Origin of the sequence: Serratia sp. CY27727, from assembly GCF_052169275.1 — a bacterium.
GTDB lineage: Bacteria > Pseudomonadota > Gammaproteobacteria > Enterobacterales > Enterobacteriaceae > Serratia > Serratia sarumanii.
Genome location: NZ_JBJNLB010000007.1, coordinates 20476 through 39671, shown reverse-complemented (window position 1 = coordinate 39671; position 19196 = coordinate 20476). Strand labels below are relative to the sequence as shown.

Here is a 19196-nt window from a genome sequence, read left to right as displayed (position 1 = left end):
ATGGTTAACCGGCGACGTGCAGCGCGACCAGGATCAGGTCGATCAATTTGATGCCGACGAACGGCACCAGCAGACCGCCGACCCCGTACAGCCACAGGTTGCGGCGCAGCAGGGCCGCGGCGCTCATCGGTTTATAGCTCACCCCTTTCAGCGCCAGCGGGATCAGGAACACGATCACCAGGGCGTTGAAGATCACCGCCGACATGATGGCGGAGGCGGGGGAGTGCAGGTGCATCACGTTCAGCGCGTTCAGCTGCGGGTAGGTGGCCGCGAACGCCGCCGGAATGATGGCGAAGTATTTGGCCACGTCGTTGGCGATGCTGAAGGTGGTCAGCGAGCCGCGCGTCATCAGCATCTGTTTGCCGATGTGCACCACTTCGATCAGCTTGGTCGGGTTGGAATCCAGATCGACCATGTTGCCCGCCTCTTTGGCGGCCTGGGTGCCGGAGTTCATCGCCACCGCCACATCGGCCTGCGCCAGCGCCGGGGCGTCGTTGGTGCCGTCGCCGGTCATCGCCACCAAACGACCTTCTCCCTGATACTGGCGGATCAGCGCCAGCTTGGCTTCCGGCGTGGCTTCCGACAGGAAATCGTCCACCCCGGCTTCGGCGGCGATCGCCGCCGCGGTCAGCGGGTTATCGCCGGTGATCATCACCGTTTTGATGCCCATCTTGCGCAGCTCATTGAAGCGTTCCTTGATGCCGCCCTTGACGATATCCTTCAGCGCCACCACGCCCAGCACCCGGGCGCCTTCCGCCACCACCAGCGGCGTGCCGCCGGTGCGCGCCACGCTTTCCACCAGATCGTCCACCGCCCGCGGGAAGTGGCCCTGATTGGTTTCGACGTGGCGGCGAATGGCGTCCACCGCGCCTTTGCGGATCATGCGCTCCTGCACGTTGACGCCGCTCATGCGGGTCTGGGCGGAGAAGGGCACGAAGGTGGCGTTCAGCGCCTGCAGATCGCGTTCGCGCAGGTTGAAGCGCTGTTTGGCCAGCACCACGATGCTGCGGCCTTCCGGCGTTTCGTCCGCCAGCGAGGCCAGCTGCGCGGCGTCCGCCAGCTCTTGCTCTTTCACGCCCGGCGCCGGCAGGAACTCCGAAGCCTGGCGGTTGCCCAGCGTGATGGTGCCGGTTTTATCCAGCAGCAGCACGTCCACGTCGCCGGCGGCTTCCACCGCGCGGCCGCTGGTGGCGATCACGTTGGCGCCGAGCATGCGGCTCATCCCGGCCACGCCGATGGCGGACAGCAGGCCGCCGATAGTGGTGGGGATCAGGCAGACCAGCAGCGCGACCAGCACGGTGATGGTGACCACGCTGCCGCTGCCGGCCGCTTCCACGCTGTATTGCGAGAACGGGAACAGGGTGGCGGTGGCTAGGACGAACACGATGGTCAGCGCCACCAGCAGGATGGTCAGCGCGATCTCGTTCGGCGTTTTGCGGCGTTTGGCGCCTTCCACCATGGCGATCATGCGATCGAGGAAGGTTTCCCCCGGGTTGACGCTGCACTGCACCACCAGCCAGTCGGACAGCACGCGGGTGCCGCCGGTGACCGAGGAGAAGTCGCCGCCGGACTCGCGGATCACCGGCGCGGATTCGCCGGTGATGGCGCTTTCATCCACCGAGGCGCCGCCTTCCAGCACTTCGCCGTCGCACGGGATGGTATCGCCGGCTTCCACCAGCACGATATCGCCTTTGCGCAGGCTCTCGGCGGCCACTTTCTCCGTGGCGCCGTCGCGGCGCGGGCCGGCCAGCTTTTTCGCCCAGCTGGTTTTCTTGGTGCCCTTCAGGCTTTCCGCCTGGGCCTTGCTACGCCCTTCGGCCAGCGCCTCGGCGAAGTTGGCGAACAGCACGGTGAACCACAGCCACAGGGCGACGCTGCCGGTGAAGGCGGCGGCGCCGTCGGTTTGGCCGGTGAGGATCGCCAGCCAGATGGCGGTGGTCAGAATGCTGCCGATATACACCACGAACATCACCGGGTTGCGCCATTGAACGCGAGGGTCCAGTTTTTTCACCGCATCGATCAGCGCGGTGCGCACCAGAGCCGGTTCAAACAGCGCGCGTTGTTTGCGAGTCATCTCTTATTCTCTCTCTGTGACGTCGATTAGTTTGCCAACCAAAGCTGCAAATGCTCGGCCACCGGGCCCAGCGCCAGCGCCGGCACGAAGGTCAGCGCGCCCACCAGCAGCACGGTGCCGATCAGCAGGCCGATAAACAGCGGCCCATAGGTCGGCAGGGTGCCGTTGCCCGCCGGCTGGCGCTGCTTGGCGCTCAGCGAGCCGGCAATCGCCAGCACCGGCAGGATCACCCCGAAGCGGCCGACGAACATGGCGAAGGCCAGCAGCAGGTTGTAGAACGGCGTATTGACGCTCAACCCGGCGAAGGCGCTGCCGTTGTTGTTGGCGGCGGAGGACAGGGCGTACAGCACTTCGCTGAAGCCGTGGGCGCCCGGGTTGAGGATGCCGGCGCGGCCCGCGTCGGTGCCGATGGCCAGCGCGCTGCCCAGCAGCACCAGCGTCGGCGTGACCAGGATCGCCAGCGCGGTCATCTTCATGTCGTAAACGTCGATCTTCTTGCCCAGATATTCCGGGGTGCGGCCGATCATCAGACCGGCGATAAACACCGTCAGCAGCACGAACAGCAGCATGCCGTACAGGCCGGAGCCGACGCCGCCGAACACCACTTCGCCGATCTGCATCAGCCACATCGGCACCATGCCGCCCAGCGCGGTGAAGGAGTCGTGCATGGCGTTGACCGCCCCGCAGGACGCGGCGGTGGTGACTACCGAGAACAGGCTGGTGGCGAGAATGCCGAAGCGCGACTCTTTGCCTTCCATATTGATGTTGCTGTCGGCGCCCAGCGCGCTCAGGTGCGGGTTGCCTGCCAGCTCGGCGACCATCACCGCCACCACCGCCGCCACGAAGATCAGCGCCATCGCCCAGATCAGCGCATGGCCCTGGCGGTTTTCACCGGCCAACTGGCCGAAGGAGAAGCACAGCGCGCAGGGGATCAGGAAGATGGCCAGCATCTGCACGAAGTTGGTCAGCACGGTTGGGTTCTCGAACGGGTGCGCCGAGTTGGCGCCGAAGAAGCCGCCGCCGTTGGTGCCGAGCATCTTGATCGCTTCCTGCGAGGCCACCGGCCCCATCGGCAGCGTCTGCTGCGCGCCTTCGAGCGTGGTGACGTGCAGGTAAGGCAGGAAGTTTTGCAGCGTGCCCTGGCTGACGAAGAACAGGGCGATCAGCAGCGCGATCGGCAGCAGCACATACAGCGTGATGCGGAACAGATCGGCCCAGGCGTTGCCGACGGTCTTGCCGGCGCGGCGGGTAAAGGCGCGGATCAGCGCAAAGGCCACGGCGATGCCGGTGGCGGCGGAGACGAAGTTCTGCACCGCCAGCCCGGCCATCTGGCTTAAATAGCTGAGGGCGCTTTCGCCGCTGTAGGCTTGCCAGTTGGTGTTGGTGACGAAGCTGACGGCGGTGTTGAGCGCCAGATCCCAGGAGAGGCCCGGGAAGCCTTGCGGGTTGAGCGGCAGCGAACCTTGCGTCATCAGCAGGGCGAACAGCAGCGCCAGGCCGAGCAGGTTGAACGCCAGTATTGCCAGCGCGTACTGCCACCAGTTCATCTCGGTGACGCGGATGCCGCAGGCGCGCCAGACGCCGGCTTCCACCCCGCGCAGCGCAGGCAGCGGCTCACCTTCGATCAGGCGCGCCATAAAGCCGCCCAGCGGCCGGGCCAGCAGCAGAAGCACCAGCAGGAAGCTGGCGATCAGTAAAAAGGCTGAAGCCGCCATCAGAAATCCTCCGCGTTAAACAGGGCGTAGACCAGATAGGCCAACAGCAGCAGAACCAACAGCGCACCACCAATAACGCTGAAACTCACGGGACACCTCCAGAGGTGTTGTTTTTGATAGAAGCAGTGTAGGGAGAGGGGTAGAAAGAAGATGAAAAAATCGCGCGGGCGGGTGTAAAAAAAGTATAAAAATGGCTGAAATTTCAGCGAAAATTTAGCATTTCAATCATCAGGCCGGTGGCGAGATTGTCCCTGATGGGGGAGGGAGAACAGGCGTAAGCGGGAAATAATGAACCAGATAATAACCACAATGTAACTCATGGTAAGTTAAAAATTAACCTTGCTGTAACAAAATTACGGATCGCGGCGGCGATTAGCGATTTTTTGTGCGATTTAGTGGTCGGATGAGTAGTAAACTTTCATCAAGTGCGCTAAAATTTTGTCCAGTTACCAAATTACCGATTGTTCATTTGATACGCCGACGCCGTTTTCCCTGACAAATCAACGGCAGGCGTTTTTAAGGAGGTTCGCATGTCTACGACCTATCACGCTTATTCACTGCATCGGATTCTCCTGCGCCGCAGCGCAGTGGTTATCGCGGGCATTTTGGCCCTGCCGGTGATGCTGTTCCGCAGCGATCGCGGGCGTTTTTACAGCTACCTGCACCGCGTCTGGTCAAAAACCAGCGATAAGCCGGTCTGGCTGCAGCAGGCGGAACTGGCGTCCTGCGATTTCTACTGAGCCACTGCCGATTCACGAAAACCCTCGCCCTGCGGCGAGGGTTTTTTTATGCCTATAGTCGGCCCTATCAAGCGCAAGGTCGTATTCGGCAAGCCATTCTTCTACACTTTCCTCATCGGTCAACAACACGGGAGAGCGGTATGAGCGACAAGATCCCTATCGGCATCAGCGCCTGTTTACTGGGCGACGCGGTGCGTTTCGACGGCGGCCACAAACGGCTGGCCTTTGCGGTGGAACAGTTGGCGCCCTATGTGCGCTTTGAGCCCGTTTGCCCGGAAATGGCGATCGGCCTGCCTACGCCACGCCCGGCGCTGCGCTTGGTGAAGCAGGCGCAGCCGTGGCCGGCGATGCGCTACAGCAACGACGCCGGCGTGGATTTGACCGAGGAGATGCGCGGCTTCTCCGCGCAGCGCGTGGCGGCCTTGCAGCATCTGTGCGGCTATATCGTCTGCGCCAAGTCACCGAGCTGCGGCCTGGAGCGGGTGCGGGTCTACAGCGAAAACGGCAAGGACTCGCGTAAAAACGGCGTCGGGCTGTTTACCGCGGAACTGCTGCGCCAGATGCCGTGGCTGCCGGTGGAAGAAGACGGACGATTGCAGGATGCGGCACTGCGGGAAAACTTTATCGAGCGGGTGTACGCGCTGTACGAGTTGAACATGCTGTGGCGCCAGGGGCTGACCCGCGGCGGGCTGATCGCGTTTCACAGCCGCTACAAGCTGTCGCTGCTGGCGCATTCGCAGCCGGCGTATCGCGAATTGGGGCGCTTCGTCGCCGATATTCACCGCTGGGATTCGCTGGAGGCCTTCGCCGTGGAATACCGCAGCCGCCTGATGGCGCTGTTGGCGCACAAAGCGACGCGGCGCAACCACACCAACGTGTTGATGCACGTGCAGGGCTACTTCCGCCGTCAGCTCAGCGCGGCGCAGCGCCAGGAGCTGGCGCAACTGATCGACCGCTACCGGCAGGGCATGCAGCCGCTGTTGGCGCCGATCGCGCTGCTCAAGCATTACATGGCGGAATACCCCGATCGCTATCTGGCGGAACAACGCTATTTCGAACCTTATCCGGAGGCGCTGCGTTTGCGTTACGGCCATTGATTGACAAGGAGTTTTATGACCACGCATCTGGTCTGGTTGCGTAACGATCTGCGTATCACCGACAACAAAGCCCTGCACGCCGCCTGCAGCGATCCCGAAGCCCGGGTGCTGGCGGTGTTTATCGCCACACCGCAGCAGTGGCGGCAACATGAGATGGCGCCGCGGCAGGCGGCGCTGATCCACGCCAGCCTGCAGGCGGTGCAGCAGGCGCTGGCGCACAAGGGCATTGCGCTGCATTGCCATTCCTGTGCGGACTTTGCCGCGTCGATCGACTGGCTGGCGGACTATTGCGAGCGAGAGCAGGTGGATGCGCTGTTTTACAATCGCCAGTACGAACTGAACGAACGGCGGCGCGATGCGCGGCTAGAACAGCGGTTGAGTGGCCGGGTGAGGTGTCACGGTTTCGATGACAGCCTGCTGTTGCCGCCGGGCAGCGTACTCACCGGCGGCGGCGAGATGTACAAGGTCTATACGCCGTTTCGCAACGCTTTTCTTCAACGCCTGACCGAGTCCGACGTGAGCTGCCTGCCGGCGCCGAAGATCCGCGCCGGTGGTGCGTTACCTGCGCCTGAAGCGCCGGCGGCGTTCGATTACCCTACGGCGGAGACTGGGGATGGCTATCCCGCCGGCGAGGAGGCCGCGTTGCAGCGGCTGCGTGCCTTTTGCCGCGAGCAGGTGCAGGATTACCTCCGGCAGCGCGATCTGCCGGCCCTCGCCGGCACCAGTAGCCTGTCGCCCTATCTGGCGATCGGCACGCTGTCGCCGCGCCAGTGCTTCAACCGCCTGCGCGCCGAATGCCCGCAGCTGCTGGAAGATCGCGAAAGCGGCGCCTTCGCCTGGCTAAACGAGCTGATTTGGCGCGAGTTCTATCGCCATCTGCTGATGGCCTATCCCGATCTGTGCCGCCATCGGCCGTTTATTGCCTGGACGGACAAGGTGCGCTGGTGCGATGACGCGGCGAAGCTGCACGCCTGGCAGCGGGGCGAAACAGGCTACCCGATCGTCGATGCCGCCATGCGCCAGCTGAACGCCACCGGCTGGATGCACAACCGGCTGCGCATGATCAGCGCCAGTTTTCTGGTGAAGGATCTGTTGATCGACTGGCGCGCCGGGGAGCGCTATTTCATGTCGCAACTGCTGGATGGGGATCTGGCGGCCAATAACGGCGGCTGGCAGTGGGCGGCATCCACCGGCACCGACGCCGCGCCGTATTTCCGCATCTTCAACCCGACGACTCAGGGTGAACGTTTTGATCCACAAGGCACTTTTATCCGTAAATGGTTGCCGGAACTGGCGGATGTGCCCGACAATGACATCCATCATCCCCATCGCTGGGCGGAAAAGCAGCGATGCACGCTGAACTACCCGCTGCCGATCGTCGATCATAAGCAAGCCCGGCTGGAGACGCTGGCGGCGTTCGAGGCGGCAAAACGGGGAGAGTCTTGAGGCAACTGCAAGGAGCGACGCAATGATGAAAAAGGTGCTGGCCCTGTGCCTGAGCGGCTATTCCGCGCTGGCGATCGCCGGCTTTGACGTGGTGGCGCTCGGCGTCGACGGCGGCGTCAGCGACGGCAACCTGACTTCCTACCTGATCCGCAGCGACAATCAGCCGCGGTATGTGGCGCTGGACGCCGGTTCGCTGCTGCCGGGCATCGCCAAAGGGCTGGAGAAGGGCAACTTCCCGCAGGTGACGCCCGAGCTGGCCGCGCCTTACACGCCGCAGGGCTATGTGTTCCGGCAGTTGATCGGCAGCTACTTTATCAGCCACGGCCACCTGGACCACGTGGCGGGGCTGATCCTCGGCTCGCCCGAGGACAATAAAAAAACCGTTTACGCCCAAGCGGACACGGTACTGACCCTGCGTAATCACTACTTCAACTGGAAGGCGTGGCCGAACTTTACCGACGCCGGCAACGGCTCGCGGCTGGGCACCTACCGGCTGCAAACGGTGCGGCCGCAGCAGCGGTTTACCCTCGGTCTGACCGGATTGACCGGCGTGATGTACCCGCTCAGCCACGATCGCTATCCTTCGTCGATGCTGCTGATTTCCAACGGCAGCGAGTTCTTCGCCTACTTCGGCGATACCGGGCCGGATAAGGTGGAGCAGTCGCGCGATCTCGATACCGTCTGGCGCGCGCTGGGGCCGCTTGTCGAGCAGAAGAAGCTCAAGGGCATGATTATCGAAACCTCTTACCCTAACGGGGTGGAGGATAAACATCTGTACGGCCATTTGACGCCGGCCTGGCTGCTGAAGGAGCTGAAGAACCTGACGCAGTACAGCGGCGGCGAAGGCTCGCTGAACGGTTTGCCGGTGGTGATCAGCCACATCAAGCCCAGCCTGAAGCAGGGCGAAGATGCGCGCGCCGCCATTGCGCAACAGCTGGCGCAGGGCAACGATCTGGGGGTGAAATTCATCCTGATGGCGCAGGGCGACCGGCAGACATTTTGACTATGAAGAGAGAAGAGAATGCGTAACCTCGATCTGGAACAACTGATCAACACGGAACTGAACGCCGCGGCGTTTCAGGACTACGCCCCCAACGGATTGCAGGTGGAAGGCCGCCCGCACGTGCAGCGCATCGTGACCGGCGTCACCGCCTGTCAGGCGCTGCTGGACGCCGCGGTGGCGCATCAGGCCGACGCGATTATCGTGCACCACGGCTATTTCTGGAAAAACGAGGCGCCGGCGGTGCGCGGCATGAAGCGCAACCGCCTGAAAACGCTGCTGACCCACGATATCAACCTGTATGGCTACCACCTGCCGCTGGACGCGCATCCGGTGCTGGGCAACAACGCGCAGCTGGCGCAGGCGCTGGGTATTCGGGTGATTGGCGACGTCGAGCCGCTGGTGCCGCACGGCGAATTTGAACAGCCGCTGACCGGCGAAGCGCTGCAGCAGCGTATCGAAAGCCGGCTGGGGCGCGCGGTGCTGCACTGCGGCGATAACGCGCCTGAGCACATTCGCCGGGTGGCCTGGTGCACCGGCGGCGGCCAGGGCTTTATCGACAGCGCGGCGCGCTTCGGCGTCGATGCGTTCATCAGCGGTGAAGTGTCTGAGCAGACCATTCACAGCGCGCGCGAAATGGGCGTGCATTTCTTCGCCGCCGGCCACCACGCCACCGAGCGCGGCGGCGTGAAGGCGCTGGGCGACTGGCTGGCGCAGCACCACGGCTTTGATGTGACCTTTATCGACATCCCGAATCCCGCCTGATTTTTTTCTTCCCCGGATCCAGCCCGGCCTGCGCGCCGGCTGAATCCTTCTACCGCGCTATTTCCTTATTTTCCCTATGGTTGCGTTCTATTGACAGCCGGGGCCGCGTCACGCATAACTGGTGTGTTTTTCATCGCGATAATAATAAGGAGAATAAGGGTGCAACAAGCACGTTATTACCTGTTGGGTGAAAGAGCGGTAGTGCTTGAACTGTCGCCGCCGGTGACCTTACCGAGCCAGCAGCGCATCTGGGCGCTGGCGGAAAAGCTGAATCACCACCCCGACGTGCGGGAAGTGGTGCCGGGGATGAATAACCTGACGCTGTTGCTGCATACGCCGCAGGCCGACGCCGAAGCGATGCTCGCGCTGCTGCAGCAAGGTTGGGAAAGCAAAGAGAGCCTGACGCCGGAATCGCGCCAGGTGGATATTCCGGTGGTCTACGGCGGGGAGCAAGGCCCCGATCTGGATGAAGTGGCGCGCCATACCGGCATGACGCCGCGGCAGGTGGTGGAATGCCACGCGGCGGCGGCCTACGTGGTCTATTTCCTCGGCTTTCAGCCGGGCTTCTCCTATTTGGGCGGCATGCCGGAACAACTGGCGACGCCGCGCCGCGCGGAACCGCGTTTGGCGGTGGCGGCCGGCTCCGTTGGCATCGGCGGCGGCCAGACCGGTATCTATCCGCTGGTGACGCCCGGCGGCTGGCAGCTGATCGGCCGCACGCCGCTGGCGCTGTTCAATCCGCATGAAATGCCGCCGACGCTGCTGCGCCCGGGCGATAACGTGCGCTTCGTGCCGCAGAAGGAGGGCGTATGCTGATTATTCAGCGTGCCGGCATCTATACCACGGTGCAGGATTTGGGCCGCGAGGGATTCCGCCGCCTGGGCATCAGCACCGGCGGGGCGCTGGATCAACCGGCGCTGAAGATCGCCAACCTGCTGGTGGGCAATGCGCCGGAGGCCGCCGGGCTGGAGATCACCCTCGGCCAGTTCAGCGCCGAGTTTACCCGCCCTGGCTGGATCGCCTTGACCGGTGCCGGCTGCGACGCGCAGCTGGACGGCAAGCCGCTGTGGACCGGCTGGCGCTACCCGGTGAAAAAGGGGCAGCGGCTGGCGCTGGGCACGCCGAAACGCGGCATGCGCAGCTACCTGGCGATCTCGGGCGGCATCGCCGTGCCGGAAATGCTGGGCTCGTGCAGCACCGACATGAAAGCCGCCTTTGGCGGCCACGAAGGCCGTAATCTGAAGGATGGCGATCGGCTGCCGCTGGGCAAATCCACCGCGCTGCCGCAACACCGCTGCGGCGTGAAGCAGCTGCTGTTCACCAACCGCATCCGCGCGCTGCCGGGGCCGGAGTACGCTGAGTTCAGCGAAGAGGCGCAGGACACGTTCTGGCGCACCGCCTGGCAGCTCAGCCCGCAGAGCAACCGCATGGGCTACCGCCTGCACGGCGGCACGCCGCTGGAGCGCACCACCGACCGCGAGATGCTGTCGCACGGCCTGCTGCCCGGCGTGGTGCAGGTGCCGCACAACGGCCAGCCGATCGTGCTGATGGCCGATGCGCAAACCACCGGCGGTTACCCGCGTATCGCCTGCGTGATCGAGGCCGATCTCTACCACTTGGCGCAGATCCGTCTCGGCGAACCGGTCCACTTCGTTCTCTGCTCACTGGCCGAGGCGCAGCGCGCCAAAGCCGAGCAGGATCTCTTCCTTCGACAGATTGCCTGGGGGTTACATGATCGTTGATTTGAACGCCGATCTCGGCGAAGGCTGCGCCAACGACCAGGCGCTGTTGCAATTGGTGAGCTCGGCCAACATCGCCTGCGGCTTTCACGCCGGCGATGCGCAGACCATGCGCCAGTCGGTGCGCTGGGCATTGCAGTACGGCGTGGCGATCGGCGCCCACCCGAGTTTTCCCGATCGGGAGAACTTCGGCCGCACCCGCATGCAGCTGCCGCCGGAAACGGTGTACGCACAGGTGGTGTATCAGCTCGGGGCGCTGGCGGCCATAGCCCGCGCCGAGGGCGGGGTGATGGTGCACGTTAAGCCGCACGGCATGCTGTACAACCAGGCGGCGGTTGAGCCGGCGCTGGCGGAAGCGATCGCCCGGGCGGTGCAGGCGGTCGATCCGGCGCTGCGGCTGGTGGGGCTGGCCGGCAGCGAGCTGATTCGCGCCGGGGAAAAACTCGGTCTGACCACCCGGCAAGAGGTGTTCGCCGATCGCGGCTATCAGGCCGACGGCACGCTGGTGCCGCGCGGTTTGCCGGGGGCGCTGATTGAGGATGACGAACAGGCGCTGGCGCAAACGCTGGAGATGGTGCGCCATCACCGGGTGCGCAGCGTGGATGGCGTCTGGACTGCCGTTCAGGCGGAAACCGTCTGCCTGCACGGGGACGGCGAGCATGCGCTGGCGTATGCGCGCAAGCTGCGGGACAGTTTTGTTCAGCAGGGCATCCGCGTCAGCGCGGAGCAGTAAAGCAATAAAGCAAGACACAACATCACAAGCAAAAAACTATTAGAAAATATCGAGGGAAGACTATGGAACAGGCCGTGAATCTCTGGCCACTGATTGGCATCGCCGCCATCGTGGTCGGGTTTGTATTGCGTTTCAACCCGGTGCTGGTGGTGATCGCCGCCGGTATCATCACCGGTCTGGCGGCGCTGATGCCGCTGGACGTCATTCTGGAAAAGCTCGGCGAGGGCTTTCTCAATACCCGCAACCTGCCGCTGATCCTGCTGCTGCCGCTGGCGGTGATCGGCCTGCTGGAGCGCCACGGGCTGAAAGAACGCGCGCAGGCGTGGATCGCCAAGATCAAAAGCGCCACCGCCGGCCGTCTGCTGATCGTGTACCTGTTCGTGCGCGAGATTACCGCGGCGATGGGGCTGACCAGCCTGGGCGGGCATCCGCAGATGGTGCGGCCGCTGCTGGCGCCGATGGCGGAAGGGGCGACGGAAAACCGCTACGGAGAGCTGCCGGAGCGCACGCGCCACCGTCTGCGCGCCATGTCGGCCGCGACCGACAACGTCGGGCTGTTCTTCGGTGAGGATATCTTCGTCGCCTTCGGCGCGATCATCTTCATGCACAACTTTATGTTGGAGTCCGGCGGCATTCAGACCGAGCCGCTGCATATCGCGCTGTGGGGCATTCCGACCGCGATTTTCGCTTTCCTGATCCACGCGTTTCGGCTGTATCGGATGGATAAGCAGCTGAGCGCCGAGCTGGCGCAGCTGAATCAGGCGGCGCTGCAGGCGAAGGGGGAGGCACGATGAACTTCCAGCAACAATACCTCTACTGGCTGGCCGGCGCGGTGCTGCTGATTGTGGCGGTGATGTCCTTTCGCGATCGCGCCAACCCGCGCCGCATCACCACCGGGCTGTTTTGGGGGCTGTACGGCCTGGTGTTCCTGGTCGGCGACTGGACTTACCGCCTGTTGGGCGATGTGCTGGGCGAGGGCAGCAACGAAAAACGCATGCTGCATATCATCGTTGGCGTGGTGGTGGTGGTGATGGCCCTGATCGCCGGCTTTGGCGGTGTGCGCCTCGGCAGCTATCACCAGCGGGCGCCGCAGGAGCGCGAGGCCAGCGCCAAGCGCCTGGGCAACAAGCTGTTTATCCCCGCTCTGGCAATCCCGGTGGTGACGGTGATCGGCGTGCTGCTGTTCAACAACGTGCCGGCGTTGCAAAGCGCAGTATTCGGCAGCGGCAACCATGCGACGCTGATCACCCTGTTCTCGATGACCGTCGGCTGCCTGATTGGCTTGGCGATCGCGGTGAAAATGACCCACGAGAAGGCCCTGCAGCCAGTGCAGGAAGCGCGGCGCTTGCTGGATTCGATCGGCTGGGCGTTCATTCTGCCGCAGATCCTCGCCACGCTGGGGCTGCTGTTTACCGTCGCCGGCGTCGGCACCGCGATCTCGCATTTGACCCAGGAGTATCTGGCGGTGGATAACCGCTTTATCGCCGTGGCGGTCTACGCTATCGGTATGGCTGTGCTGACCATGGTGATGGGCAACGCCTTCGCCGCTTTCCCGATCGTTACCGCCGGCATCGGCATTCCGATCCTGGTGTTGCAGCACGGCGGCAACCCGGCGGTGATGGCGGCGATCGGCATGTTCTCCGGCTATTGCGGCACCCTGATGACGCCGATGGCGGCGAACTTCAACATCGTGCCGGCGGCGTTGCTGGAGCTACCGGACAAGAATGCGGTGATCAAGGCGCAGGTGCCGACCGGCGTGCTACTGCTGTTGGTTAACGTGTTCCTGCTGTATTTCCTGATGTTCCTTTAGGAGTAAGGATGCAAAAAGTATTGATTACCGGCTTTGAGCCGTTTGGCGGCGAGCGCCTCAACCCCTCCTGGGAAGTGGTGAAGCAGCTCAATGATATGGAGCTGGTCGGCACGCGCATCGTGGCGCGCCAGCTGCCGTGCGTGTTCGGCGCGGCGCTGGAGGCGCTCAATGCGGCGATCGACGAGGTGCAGCCGGTGATGGTGCTGGCTATCGGCCAGGCTGGCGGCCGCACCGACATCACGATTGAACGGGTGGCGATCAACGTCGACGATGCGCGTATCCCCGACAATCAGGGGCAACAGCCGGTGGACGAGCCGATCGTCGCCGGCGGTCCGGCGGCCTATTTCAGTACCTTGCCGATTAAAGCGATGGTCAGTTCGATGCGCGAGGCTGGCATTCCGGCCGCCGTTTCGCAGACCGCCGGCACCTACGTGTGCAACCATGTCATGTATGGCCTGCTACACCGTTTGAGCGGCCAGCGCGAGGTGAAGGGCGGCTTTATCCATATCCCGTATCTGCCGGAGCAGGCGGCGGCGCACCCCGGCGCGCCGAGCATGGCGGCTTCGACGGTGCTGTTTGCATTGGAGCTGGCCGTTTCCATCGCTTTGCAGGTGGAACACGATCTGAAAGTGGTGGGCGGCGCGACGCATTAATCAAGAAAATCCCCGGCGTAGCGCGCTGCGCCGGGTCTACGTAAGGAGTGGTCTATGCCGGAAGGACCGGAGATTCGCCGGGCGGCGGACAAACTGGCGGCGGCGGTGATCGATCAGCCGTTGACCGCCGTCGATTTCGCTTTTCCCCAGCTGAAACACTACCGCCAGCGTCTGCTCGGCGAGCGCATCGTCGCCATTGAGCCGCGCGGCAAGGCGCTGCTGACCCATTTCTCCAACGGGCTGACGATGTACAGCCACAACCAGCTGTACGGCGTGTGGAAAGTGGCGGCGGCCGGGGAGACGCCGGAGACCAGGCGCGATCTGCGGGTGCGGCTGGAAACCGCCCGCAGCGCGATATTGCTCTACAGCGCTTCCGACATTACCGTCGGGCCGCGCGAGGAAATAGAGCAGCACCCGTTTTTGCAACGCATCGGCCCCGACGTGTTGGACATGTCGTTGACGGTGGAAGATGTGGCGGAGCGGTTGCTGACGCCGCGTTTTCGCCGCAGGCAGCTGGGCGGCATGCTGCTCGACCAGGCGTTTCTTGCCGGATTGGGTAACTATCTGCGCGCCGAAATCCTGTGGCAGGCCGAACTGGCGCCGCAGCACAAACCGCAGGATCTGCCGCCGGAGGCGCTGCGCCGCCTGGCGGAAGCATTGCTGGCGGTGCCGCGCCTTTCCTACCAGACGCGCGGGCAGGCGGATGACAACCGGCATCACGGCGCGCTGTTTCGCTTCAAGGTGTTTCATCGCAGCGGCGAGCCCTGCGAACGCTGCGGTGAGATGATCGTGCGTACCGAACTGTCGTCGCGGCCGTTTTATTGGTGCCCGGGCTGCCAGAAATAACCAAAAAAAACGCCGCTCGAAGGGGCGGCGCTGTGCGGTTTCAGCCGGGAAAGCGGCTTACTTGTTTTTCAGCTGGGATTTGAAATCGCGTTCGGCATAGCCGGTGTACAGCTGACGCGGACGGGCAATTTTGATGCCTTCGTCGTGCATTTCGTTCCAGTGGGCGATCCAGCCGATGGTGCGCGCAATGGCGAAGATTACGGTGAACATGGAAGAAGGAATGCCCATCGCCTTCAGGATGATGCCGGAGTAGAAGTCGACGTTCGGGTACAGTTTCTTCTCGATGAAGTACGGGTCGTTCAGCGCGATGTGTTCCAGCTCCATCGCGACCTGCAGCAGGTTGTCGTCTTTCTTGTTCAGCTCTTTCAGCACTTCGTGACAGGTCTCGCGCATCACGGTGGCGCGCGGATCGTAGTTCTTGTACACGCGGTGGCCGAAGCCCATCAGGCGGAAGGAGTCGTTCTTGTCCTTGGCGCGCTTGATGAATTCCGGAATGTGCTCGACGGTCTTGATCTCTTCCAGCATTTTCAGCGCCGCTTCGTTGGCGCCGCCGTGTGCCGGCCCCCACAGGGAGGCGATGCCAGCCGCGATGCAGGCGAACGGGTTGGCGCCGGAAGAGCCGGCGGTGCGCACGGTAGAGGTAGAGGCGTTCTGCTCATGGTCGGCGTGCAGGATCAGGATGCGATCCATGGCGCGTTCCAACACCGGGTTCACCACGTACTCTTCGCACGGGGTGGCGAACATCATGTGCAGGAAGTTGCCGGCATAGGACAGATCGTTGCGCGGGTAAACGAACGGCTGGCCCAGGGAGTATTTGTAGCACATCGCCGCCACGGTCGGCATTTTGGACAGCAGGCGGAACGCGGTGATTTCACGGTGACGCTCGTTGTTGACGTCCAGCGCATCGTGGTAGAACGCCGCCAGCGCGCCGGTCACGCCGCACAGCACCGCCATCGGGTGCGAGTCACGACGGAAGCCACGGAACAGATGGGTGATCTGGTCGTGGATCATGGTGTGGCGGGTGACGGTGGTTTTGAAGGTCTCGAACTCTTCCGGCGTTGGGGTCTCGCCGTACAGCAGGATGTAGCACACTTCCAGGTAGGAAGATTCTTTCGCCAGTTGCTCGATAGGGAAGCCGCGGTGCAGCAGCACGCCTTTGTCGCCGTCGATGAAGGTAATCTTGGATTCGCAAGAAGCGGTGGAGGTAAAGCCGGGATCAAATGTGAAATAACCTTTGGAACCCAGAGCGCGGACATCGAGGACATCGGGGCCCAGTGTCGGTGTCAATACGCCCAGTTCGATCGGAGCTTCGCTGTCGTTAATGGTTAGCGTCGCTTTCTTATCAGTCATTTACTGTCTCCTTAGCGCCTTATTTTAAAAACCACTAACAACTGAAATACCTTAAATCTCTGCAGGTTGCCCGCAAAAAAATGGTGCGGACGCTAACTCTGTGAGCGACTGCGCAACTGTGCGCGGGTAGGGTACAGAGTGCTGACCAGGCGAACGAGACGGGTGACCAGTTGTTAACGATTCATAGTAATTCGTTATAGTCTGTTAATCTTACCTATGAGCTGTTCGAAGAGATGTGAACCTATCCCAATAATCTGTTTTTATTTGCTTTATTTGCTTTTTGACGCCGGCAAAATCGAGCGGGAAACAACGGCTATTGGGATAGGTTCGTCAAATACACTGTTGCACAACTCGAACCCGGGGGGAAGTGTATCTGCTGACCCATAGCGCATCATAGGACCGTTTGTGCCCCTATATGTAATGGAAATGTTGATCTCTTGTCAAATCAGATAATTAATTTTGCACTAATTGTGAAATCCGTGATCTGAATCACTGTTCGGGGGAAATGTTATCAAAGCGGTTGTATGAGAATTGTAATCAGAATGTGATCCTCCTATACTGCCGCCAGGTCTCCGGATTACCCTGAAGTAGGAGCACCCAGCGTTATAAATGCGCGCCGTTTGAGCACAGAGGATGTTGATGTTTGAGCGCGTGACGTGTAAGGGTTTTAGGCTCTTAACGCTGTCTGATCCCCGCCCAGGCCCGGAGGAAGGAAAATAATAAGAGCTGTGTGGGCAAATACGTGAAAAAACAACGACCTGTCAACTTGGATCTGCAAACGATCCGGTTCCCCGTAACTGCGATAGCGTCTATCTTACACCGAGTCTCTGGCGTAATTACCTTCGTTGCCGTGGGTATCCTCCTCTGGCTGCTGGGCCTGTCACTCTCTTCCCAAGAGGGGTTCCTGCAGGCGGCCGCCATCATGAATAGCTTCATCGTCAAATTCATATTCTGGGGCATCCTCACGGCGCTGGCCTATCACATTTGCGGTGGCATCCGTCACTTGTTAATGGATTTTGGCTACATCGAAGAGAGTTTGGCCGCCGGTACCCGTTCCGCCCAGGTGGCGATCGGTCTGACCGTCGTGCTGTCAGTTCTGGCTGGAGTCCTCGTATGGTAAACAACGTTTCTGCATTAGGGCGCAACGGCGTGCACGATTGGCTGCTGCTGCGCGCTTCCGCTATCATCATCACCCTGTACGTCCTGTATATCCTGGGCTTCTTCGTCACGGCCCCGGAACTCACTTATGACATCTGGCGCGGTTTCTTCGCCACTTCCATTACGAAAGTGTTCACTCTGCTGACCTTGCTGTCGATTCTGGTGCACGCCTGGATCGGGCTGTGGCAGGTGCTGACGGACTACGTCAAGCCGCTGGCGGTTCGCCTGGTGTTGCAGCTGGCTGTCGTGGTCGCGTTGCTGGTCTATTTACTGTACGGAACAATCGTAGTGTGGGGTGCTTAAATGAAACTGCCAGTCAGAGAGTTTGATGCCGTCGTAATCGGCGCCGGCGGTGCGGGCATGCGTGCCGCGCTGCAAATTTCCCAAGCGGGCTCGACCTGTGCCCTGCTGTCCAAAGTTTTCCCGACCCGTTCCCATACCGTGTCCGCACAGGGCGGCATCACCGTCGCGCTCGGCAACAGCCACGAGGACAACTGGGAATGGCATATGTACGACACGGTGAAAGGTTCCGACTATATCGGTGACCAGGACGCCATCGAATATATGTGTAAAACCGGCCCGGAAGCGATTCTGGAACTGGAACACATGGGCCTGCCGTTCTCTCGTCTGGACGACGGCCGCATCTATCAGCGCCCGTTCGGCGGCCAGTCGCTGAACTTCGGCGGCGAGCAGGCGGCGCGTACCGCAGCCGCAGCCGACCGTACCGGCCACGCGCTGCTGCACACCCTGTACCAACAGAACCTGAAAAACCACACCACCATCTTCTCCGAGTGGTATGCGCTCGATCTGGTGAAAAACCAGGACGGCGCGGTGGTCGGCACCACGGCTATCTGCATCGAAACCGGTGAAGTGGTTTACTTCAAAGCCAAGGCCACCGTGCTGGCGACCGGCGGCGCAGGCCGTATTTACCAGTCCACCACCAACGCCCACATCAACACCGGCGACGGTGTCGGCATGGCGCTGCGCGCCGGCGTGCCGGTGCAGGACATGGAAATGTGGCAGTTCCACCCGACCGGCATCGCCGGCGCGGGCGTGCTGGTGACCGAAGGCTGCCGCGGCGAAGGCGGTTACCTGCTGAACAAACACGGCGAGCGCTTCATGGAGCGTTATGCGCCGAACGCCAAAGATCTGGCGGGCCGCGACGTGGTTGCCCGTTCGATCATGATCGAAATCCGCGAAGGCCGCGGCTGCGACGGTCCTTGGGGCCCGCACGCCAAGCTGAAGCTGGATCACCTGGGCAAAGAGGTGCTGGAATCCCGTCTGCCGGGCATTCTGGAACTGTCCCGCACCTTCGCGCACGTCGATCCGGTGAAAGAGCCGATCCCGGTTATCCCGACCTGTCACTATATGATGGGCGGCATTCCGACCAAGGTGACCGGCCAGGCGCTGACCGTGAACGAGAAAGGCGAAGACGTGGTGATCCCGGGGCTGTTCGCGGTGGGCGAAATCGCCTGCGTATCGGTGCACGGCGCCAACCGCTTGGGCGGCAACTCGCTGCTCGACCTGGTGGTGTTCGGCCGTTCCGCCGGCATGCACCTGCAGGAATCGCTGGAAGAGCAGGGCGTGAGCCGTGACGCCAGCGACTCCGACGTGGAAGCCTCGCTGGATCGTCTGAACCGTTGGAACAACACCCGTTCCGGCGAAGACCCGGTCGAAATTCGCAAAGCGCTGCAGTCTTGCATGCAGCACAACTTCTCGGTATTCCGCGAAGGCGATGCGATGGCCAAGGGCCTGGAAGAACTGAAAGTGATCCGTGAACGTCTGAAGAACGCACGCCTGGACGATACCTCCAGCGAGTTCAACACCCAGCGCATCGAGTGCCTGGAGTTGGATAACCTGATGGAGACCGCGTATTCCACCGCCGTGTCGGCCAACTTCCGTACCGAGAGCCGTGGCGCACACAGCCGCTTCGACTACCCGGAACGCGATGACGCCAACTGGCTGTGCCATTCGCTGTATCTGCCGCAATCGGAAAGCATGACGCGTCGTGAAGTGAACATGCAACCGAAGCTGCGCCCGGCATTCCCGCCGAAAGTGCGTTCTTACTAA

The 19196-nt window shown here is 62.2% G+C and carries 19 protein-coding genes; 15 read left to right on the top strand and 4 right to left on the bottom strand.

All coding sequences use genetic code 11. From position 1 onward, the window contains the following. Positions 1–4: 4 nt before the first annotated feature. Genes kdpB through ACJ8HB_RS17085 form a run of 3 tightly spaced genes read right to left on the bottom strand, consistent with a single transcriptional unit; the run spans position 5 to position 3878 of the window. Positions 5–2074, bottom strand: coding sequence for a potassium-transporting ATPase subunit KdpB (gene kdpB / locus ACJ8HB_RS17095; RefSeq protein ID WP_033637460.1), 2070 nt, complete (start codon positions 2072–2074; stop codon positions 5–7). A 26-nt stretch (positions 2075–2100) separates the two neighbouring features. Further along, positions 2101–3789 carry a potassium-transporting ATPase subunit KdpA gene (kdpA, locus tag ACJ8HB_RS17090; RefSeq protein ID WP_033647171.1) on the bottom strand — a complete coding sequence of 563 codons (1689 nt, stop codon included), beginning with the start codon at positions 3787–3789 and terminating at the stop codon, positions 2101–2103. Continuing rightward, the gene (locus ACJ8HB_RS17085) at positions 3789–3878 is read right to left on the bottom strand and encodes a K(+)-transporting ATPase subunit F (protein ID WP_016928742.1); all 90 of its coding nucleotides are present in this window, start codon (positions 3876–3878) and stop codon (positions 3789–3791) included. Before ACJ8HB_RS17085 ends, kdpA begins: the two co-directional genes overlap by 1 nt. Positions 3879–4319: 441 nt before the next feature. Here ACJ8HB_RS17085 and ACJ8HB_RS17080 point away from each other — a divergent pair, with 441 nt between their 5' ends. The 12 genes from ACJ8HB_RS17080 (at position 4320) to nei (ending at position 14618) form a co-directional block, all read left to right on the top strand. Then, positions 4320–4529: a YbfA family protein gene (locus ACJ8HB_RS17080; RefSeq protein ID WP_004939916.1), complete on the top strand. Its 210-nt coding sequence runs from the start codon at positions 4320–4322 to the stop codon at positions 4527–4529. Between the two features lie 140 nt (positions 4530–4669). After that, entirely contained in the window at positions 4670–5626 is a 957-nt protein-coding gene (locus ACJ8HB_RS17075; RefSeq protein ID WP_094860038.1) for a YbgA family protein, read from the top strand. Between the two features lie 15 nt (positions 5627–5641). Further along, entirely contained in the window at positions 5642–7072 is a 1431-nt protein-coding gene (gene phrB, locus ACJ8HB_RS17070) for a deoxyribodipyrimidine photo-lyase (protein ID WP_094860039.1), read from the top strand. 22 nt (positions 7073–7094) lie between these two features. After that, positions 7095–8075, top strand: coding sequence for an MBL fold metallo-hydrolase (locus tag ACJ8HB_RS17065; RefSeq protein WP_094860040.1), 981 nt, complete (start codon positions 7095–7097; stop codon positions 8073–8075). An 18-nt stretch (positions 8076–8093) separates the two neighbouring features. Continuing rightward, complete coding sequence (locus ACJ8HB_RS17060) at positions 8094–8837, top strand: type 2 GTP cyclohydrolase I (protein ID WP_025301873.1); 744 nt, start codon at positions 8094–8096, stop codon at positions 8835–8837. Between the two features lie 159 nt (positions 8838–8996). Further along, positions 8997–9653 (top strand): 5-oxoprolinase subunit PxpB, encoded by a 657-nt coding sequence (gene pxpB / locus ACJ8HB_RS17055; RefSeq protein WP_004939909.1) that lies wholly within the window; start codon positions 8997–8999, stop codon positions 9651–9653. Then, on the top strand, positions 9647–10579 hold the full coding sequence (gene pxpC, locus ACJ8HB_RS17050) for a 5-oxoprolinase subunit PxpC (RefSeq protein ID WP_094860041.1): 933 nt from the start codon (positions 9647–9649) through the stop codon (positions 10577–10579). Before pxpB ends, pxpC begins: the two co-directional genes overlap by 7 nt. Beyond that, positions 10569–11309: a 5-oxoprolinase subunit PxpA gene (pxpA, locus tag ACJ8HB_RS17045; RefSeq protein WP_033655166.1), complete on the top strand. Its 741-nt coding sequence runs from the start codon at positions 10569–10571 to the stop codon at positions 11307–11309. Before pxpC ends, pxpA begins: the two co-directional genes overlap by 11 nt. Before the next feature lie 62 nt (positions 11310–11371). Continuing rightward, on the top strand, positions 11372–12103 hold the full coding sequence (locus ACJ8HB_RS17040) for a DUF969 domain-containing protein (RefSeq protein ID WP_016928734.1): 732 nt from the start codon (positions 11372–11374) through the stop codon (positions 12101–12103). Beyond that, complete coding sequence (locus ACJ8HB_RS17035; RefSeq protein ID WP_094860042.1) at positions 12100–13119, top strand: DUF979 domain-containing protein; 1020 nt, start codon at positions 12100–12102, stop codon at positions 13117–13119. Before ACJ8HB_RS17040 ends, ACJ8HB_RS17035 begins: the two co-directional genes overlap by 4 nt. 8 nt (positions 13120–13127) lie before the next feature. After that, entirely contained in the window at positions 13128–13772 is a 645-nt protein-coding gene (gene pcp, locus ACJ8HB_RS17030) for a pyroglutamyl-peptidase I (RefSeq protein ID WP_016928732.1), read from the top strand. 54 nt (positions 13773–13826) lie between these two features. Continuing rightward, positions 13827–14618, top strand: coding sequence for an endonuclease VIII (gene nei, locus ACJ8HB_RS17025; protein WP_094860043.1), 792 nt, complete (start codon positions 13827–13829; stop codon positions 14616–14618). A 57-nt stretch (positions 14619–14675) separates the two neighbouring features. On the opposite strand, the gene ACJ8HB_RS17020 is transcribed toward nei, so the two are convergent. Then, positions 14676–15968 (bottom strand): citrate synthase, encoded by a 1293-nt coding sequence (locus tag ACJ8HB_RS17020; protein ID WP_016928730.1) that lies wholly within the window; start codon positions 15966–15968, stop codon positions 14676–14678. Positions 15969–16698: 730 nt separating this feature from the next. Here ACJ8HB_RS17020 and sdhC point away from each other — a divergent pair. The 3 genes from sdhC to sdhA are packed head-to-tail and all read left to right on the top strand — an operon-like array spanning position 16699 to position 19196. Further along, complete coding sequence (gene sdhC, locus ACJ8HB_RS17015) at positions 16699–17088, top strand: succinate dehydrogenase cytochrome b556 subunit (protein ID WP_004939893.1); 390 nt, start codon at positions 16699–16701, stop codon at positions 17086–17088. Further along, entirely contained in the window at positions 17082–17429 is a 348-nt protein-coding gene (gene sdhD, locus ACJ8HB_RS17010) for a succinate dehydrogenase membrane anchor subunit (RefSeq protein ID WP_004939891.1), read from the top strand. Before sdhC ends, sdhD begins: the two co-directional genes overlap by 7 nt. Next, positions 17430–19196, top strand: a complete 1767-nt coding sequence (gene sdhA / locus ACJ8HB_RS17005; protein ID WP_015376974.1) for a succinate dehydrogenase flavoprotein subunit — start codon at positions 17430–17432, stop codon at positions 19194–19196. It begins immediately after the preceding gene.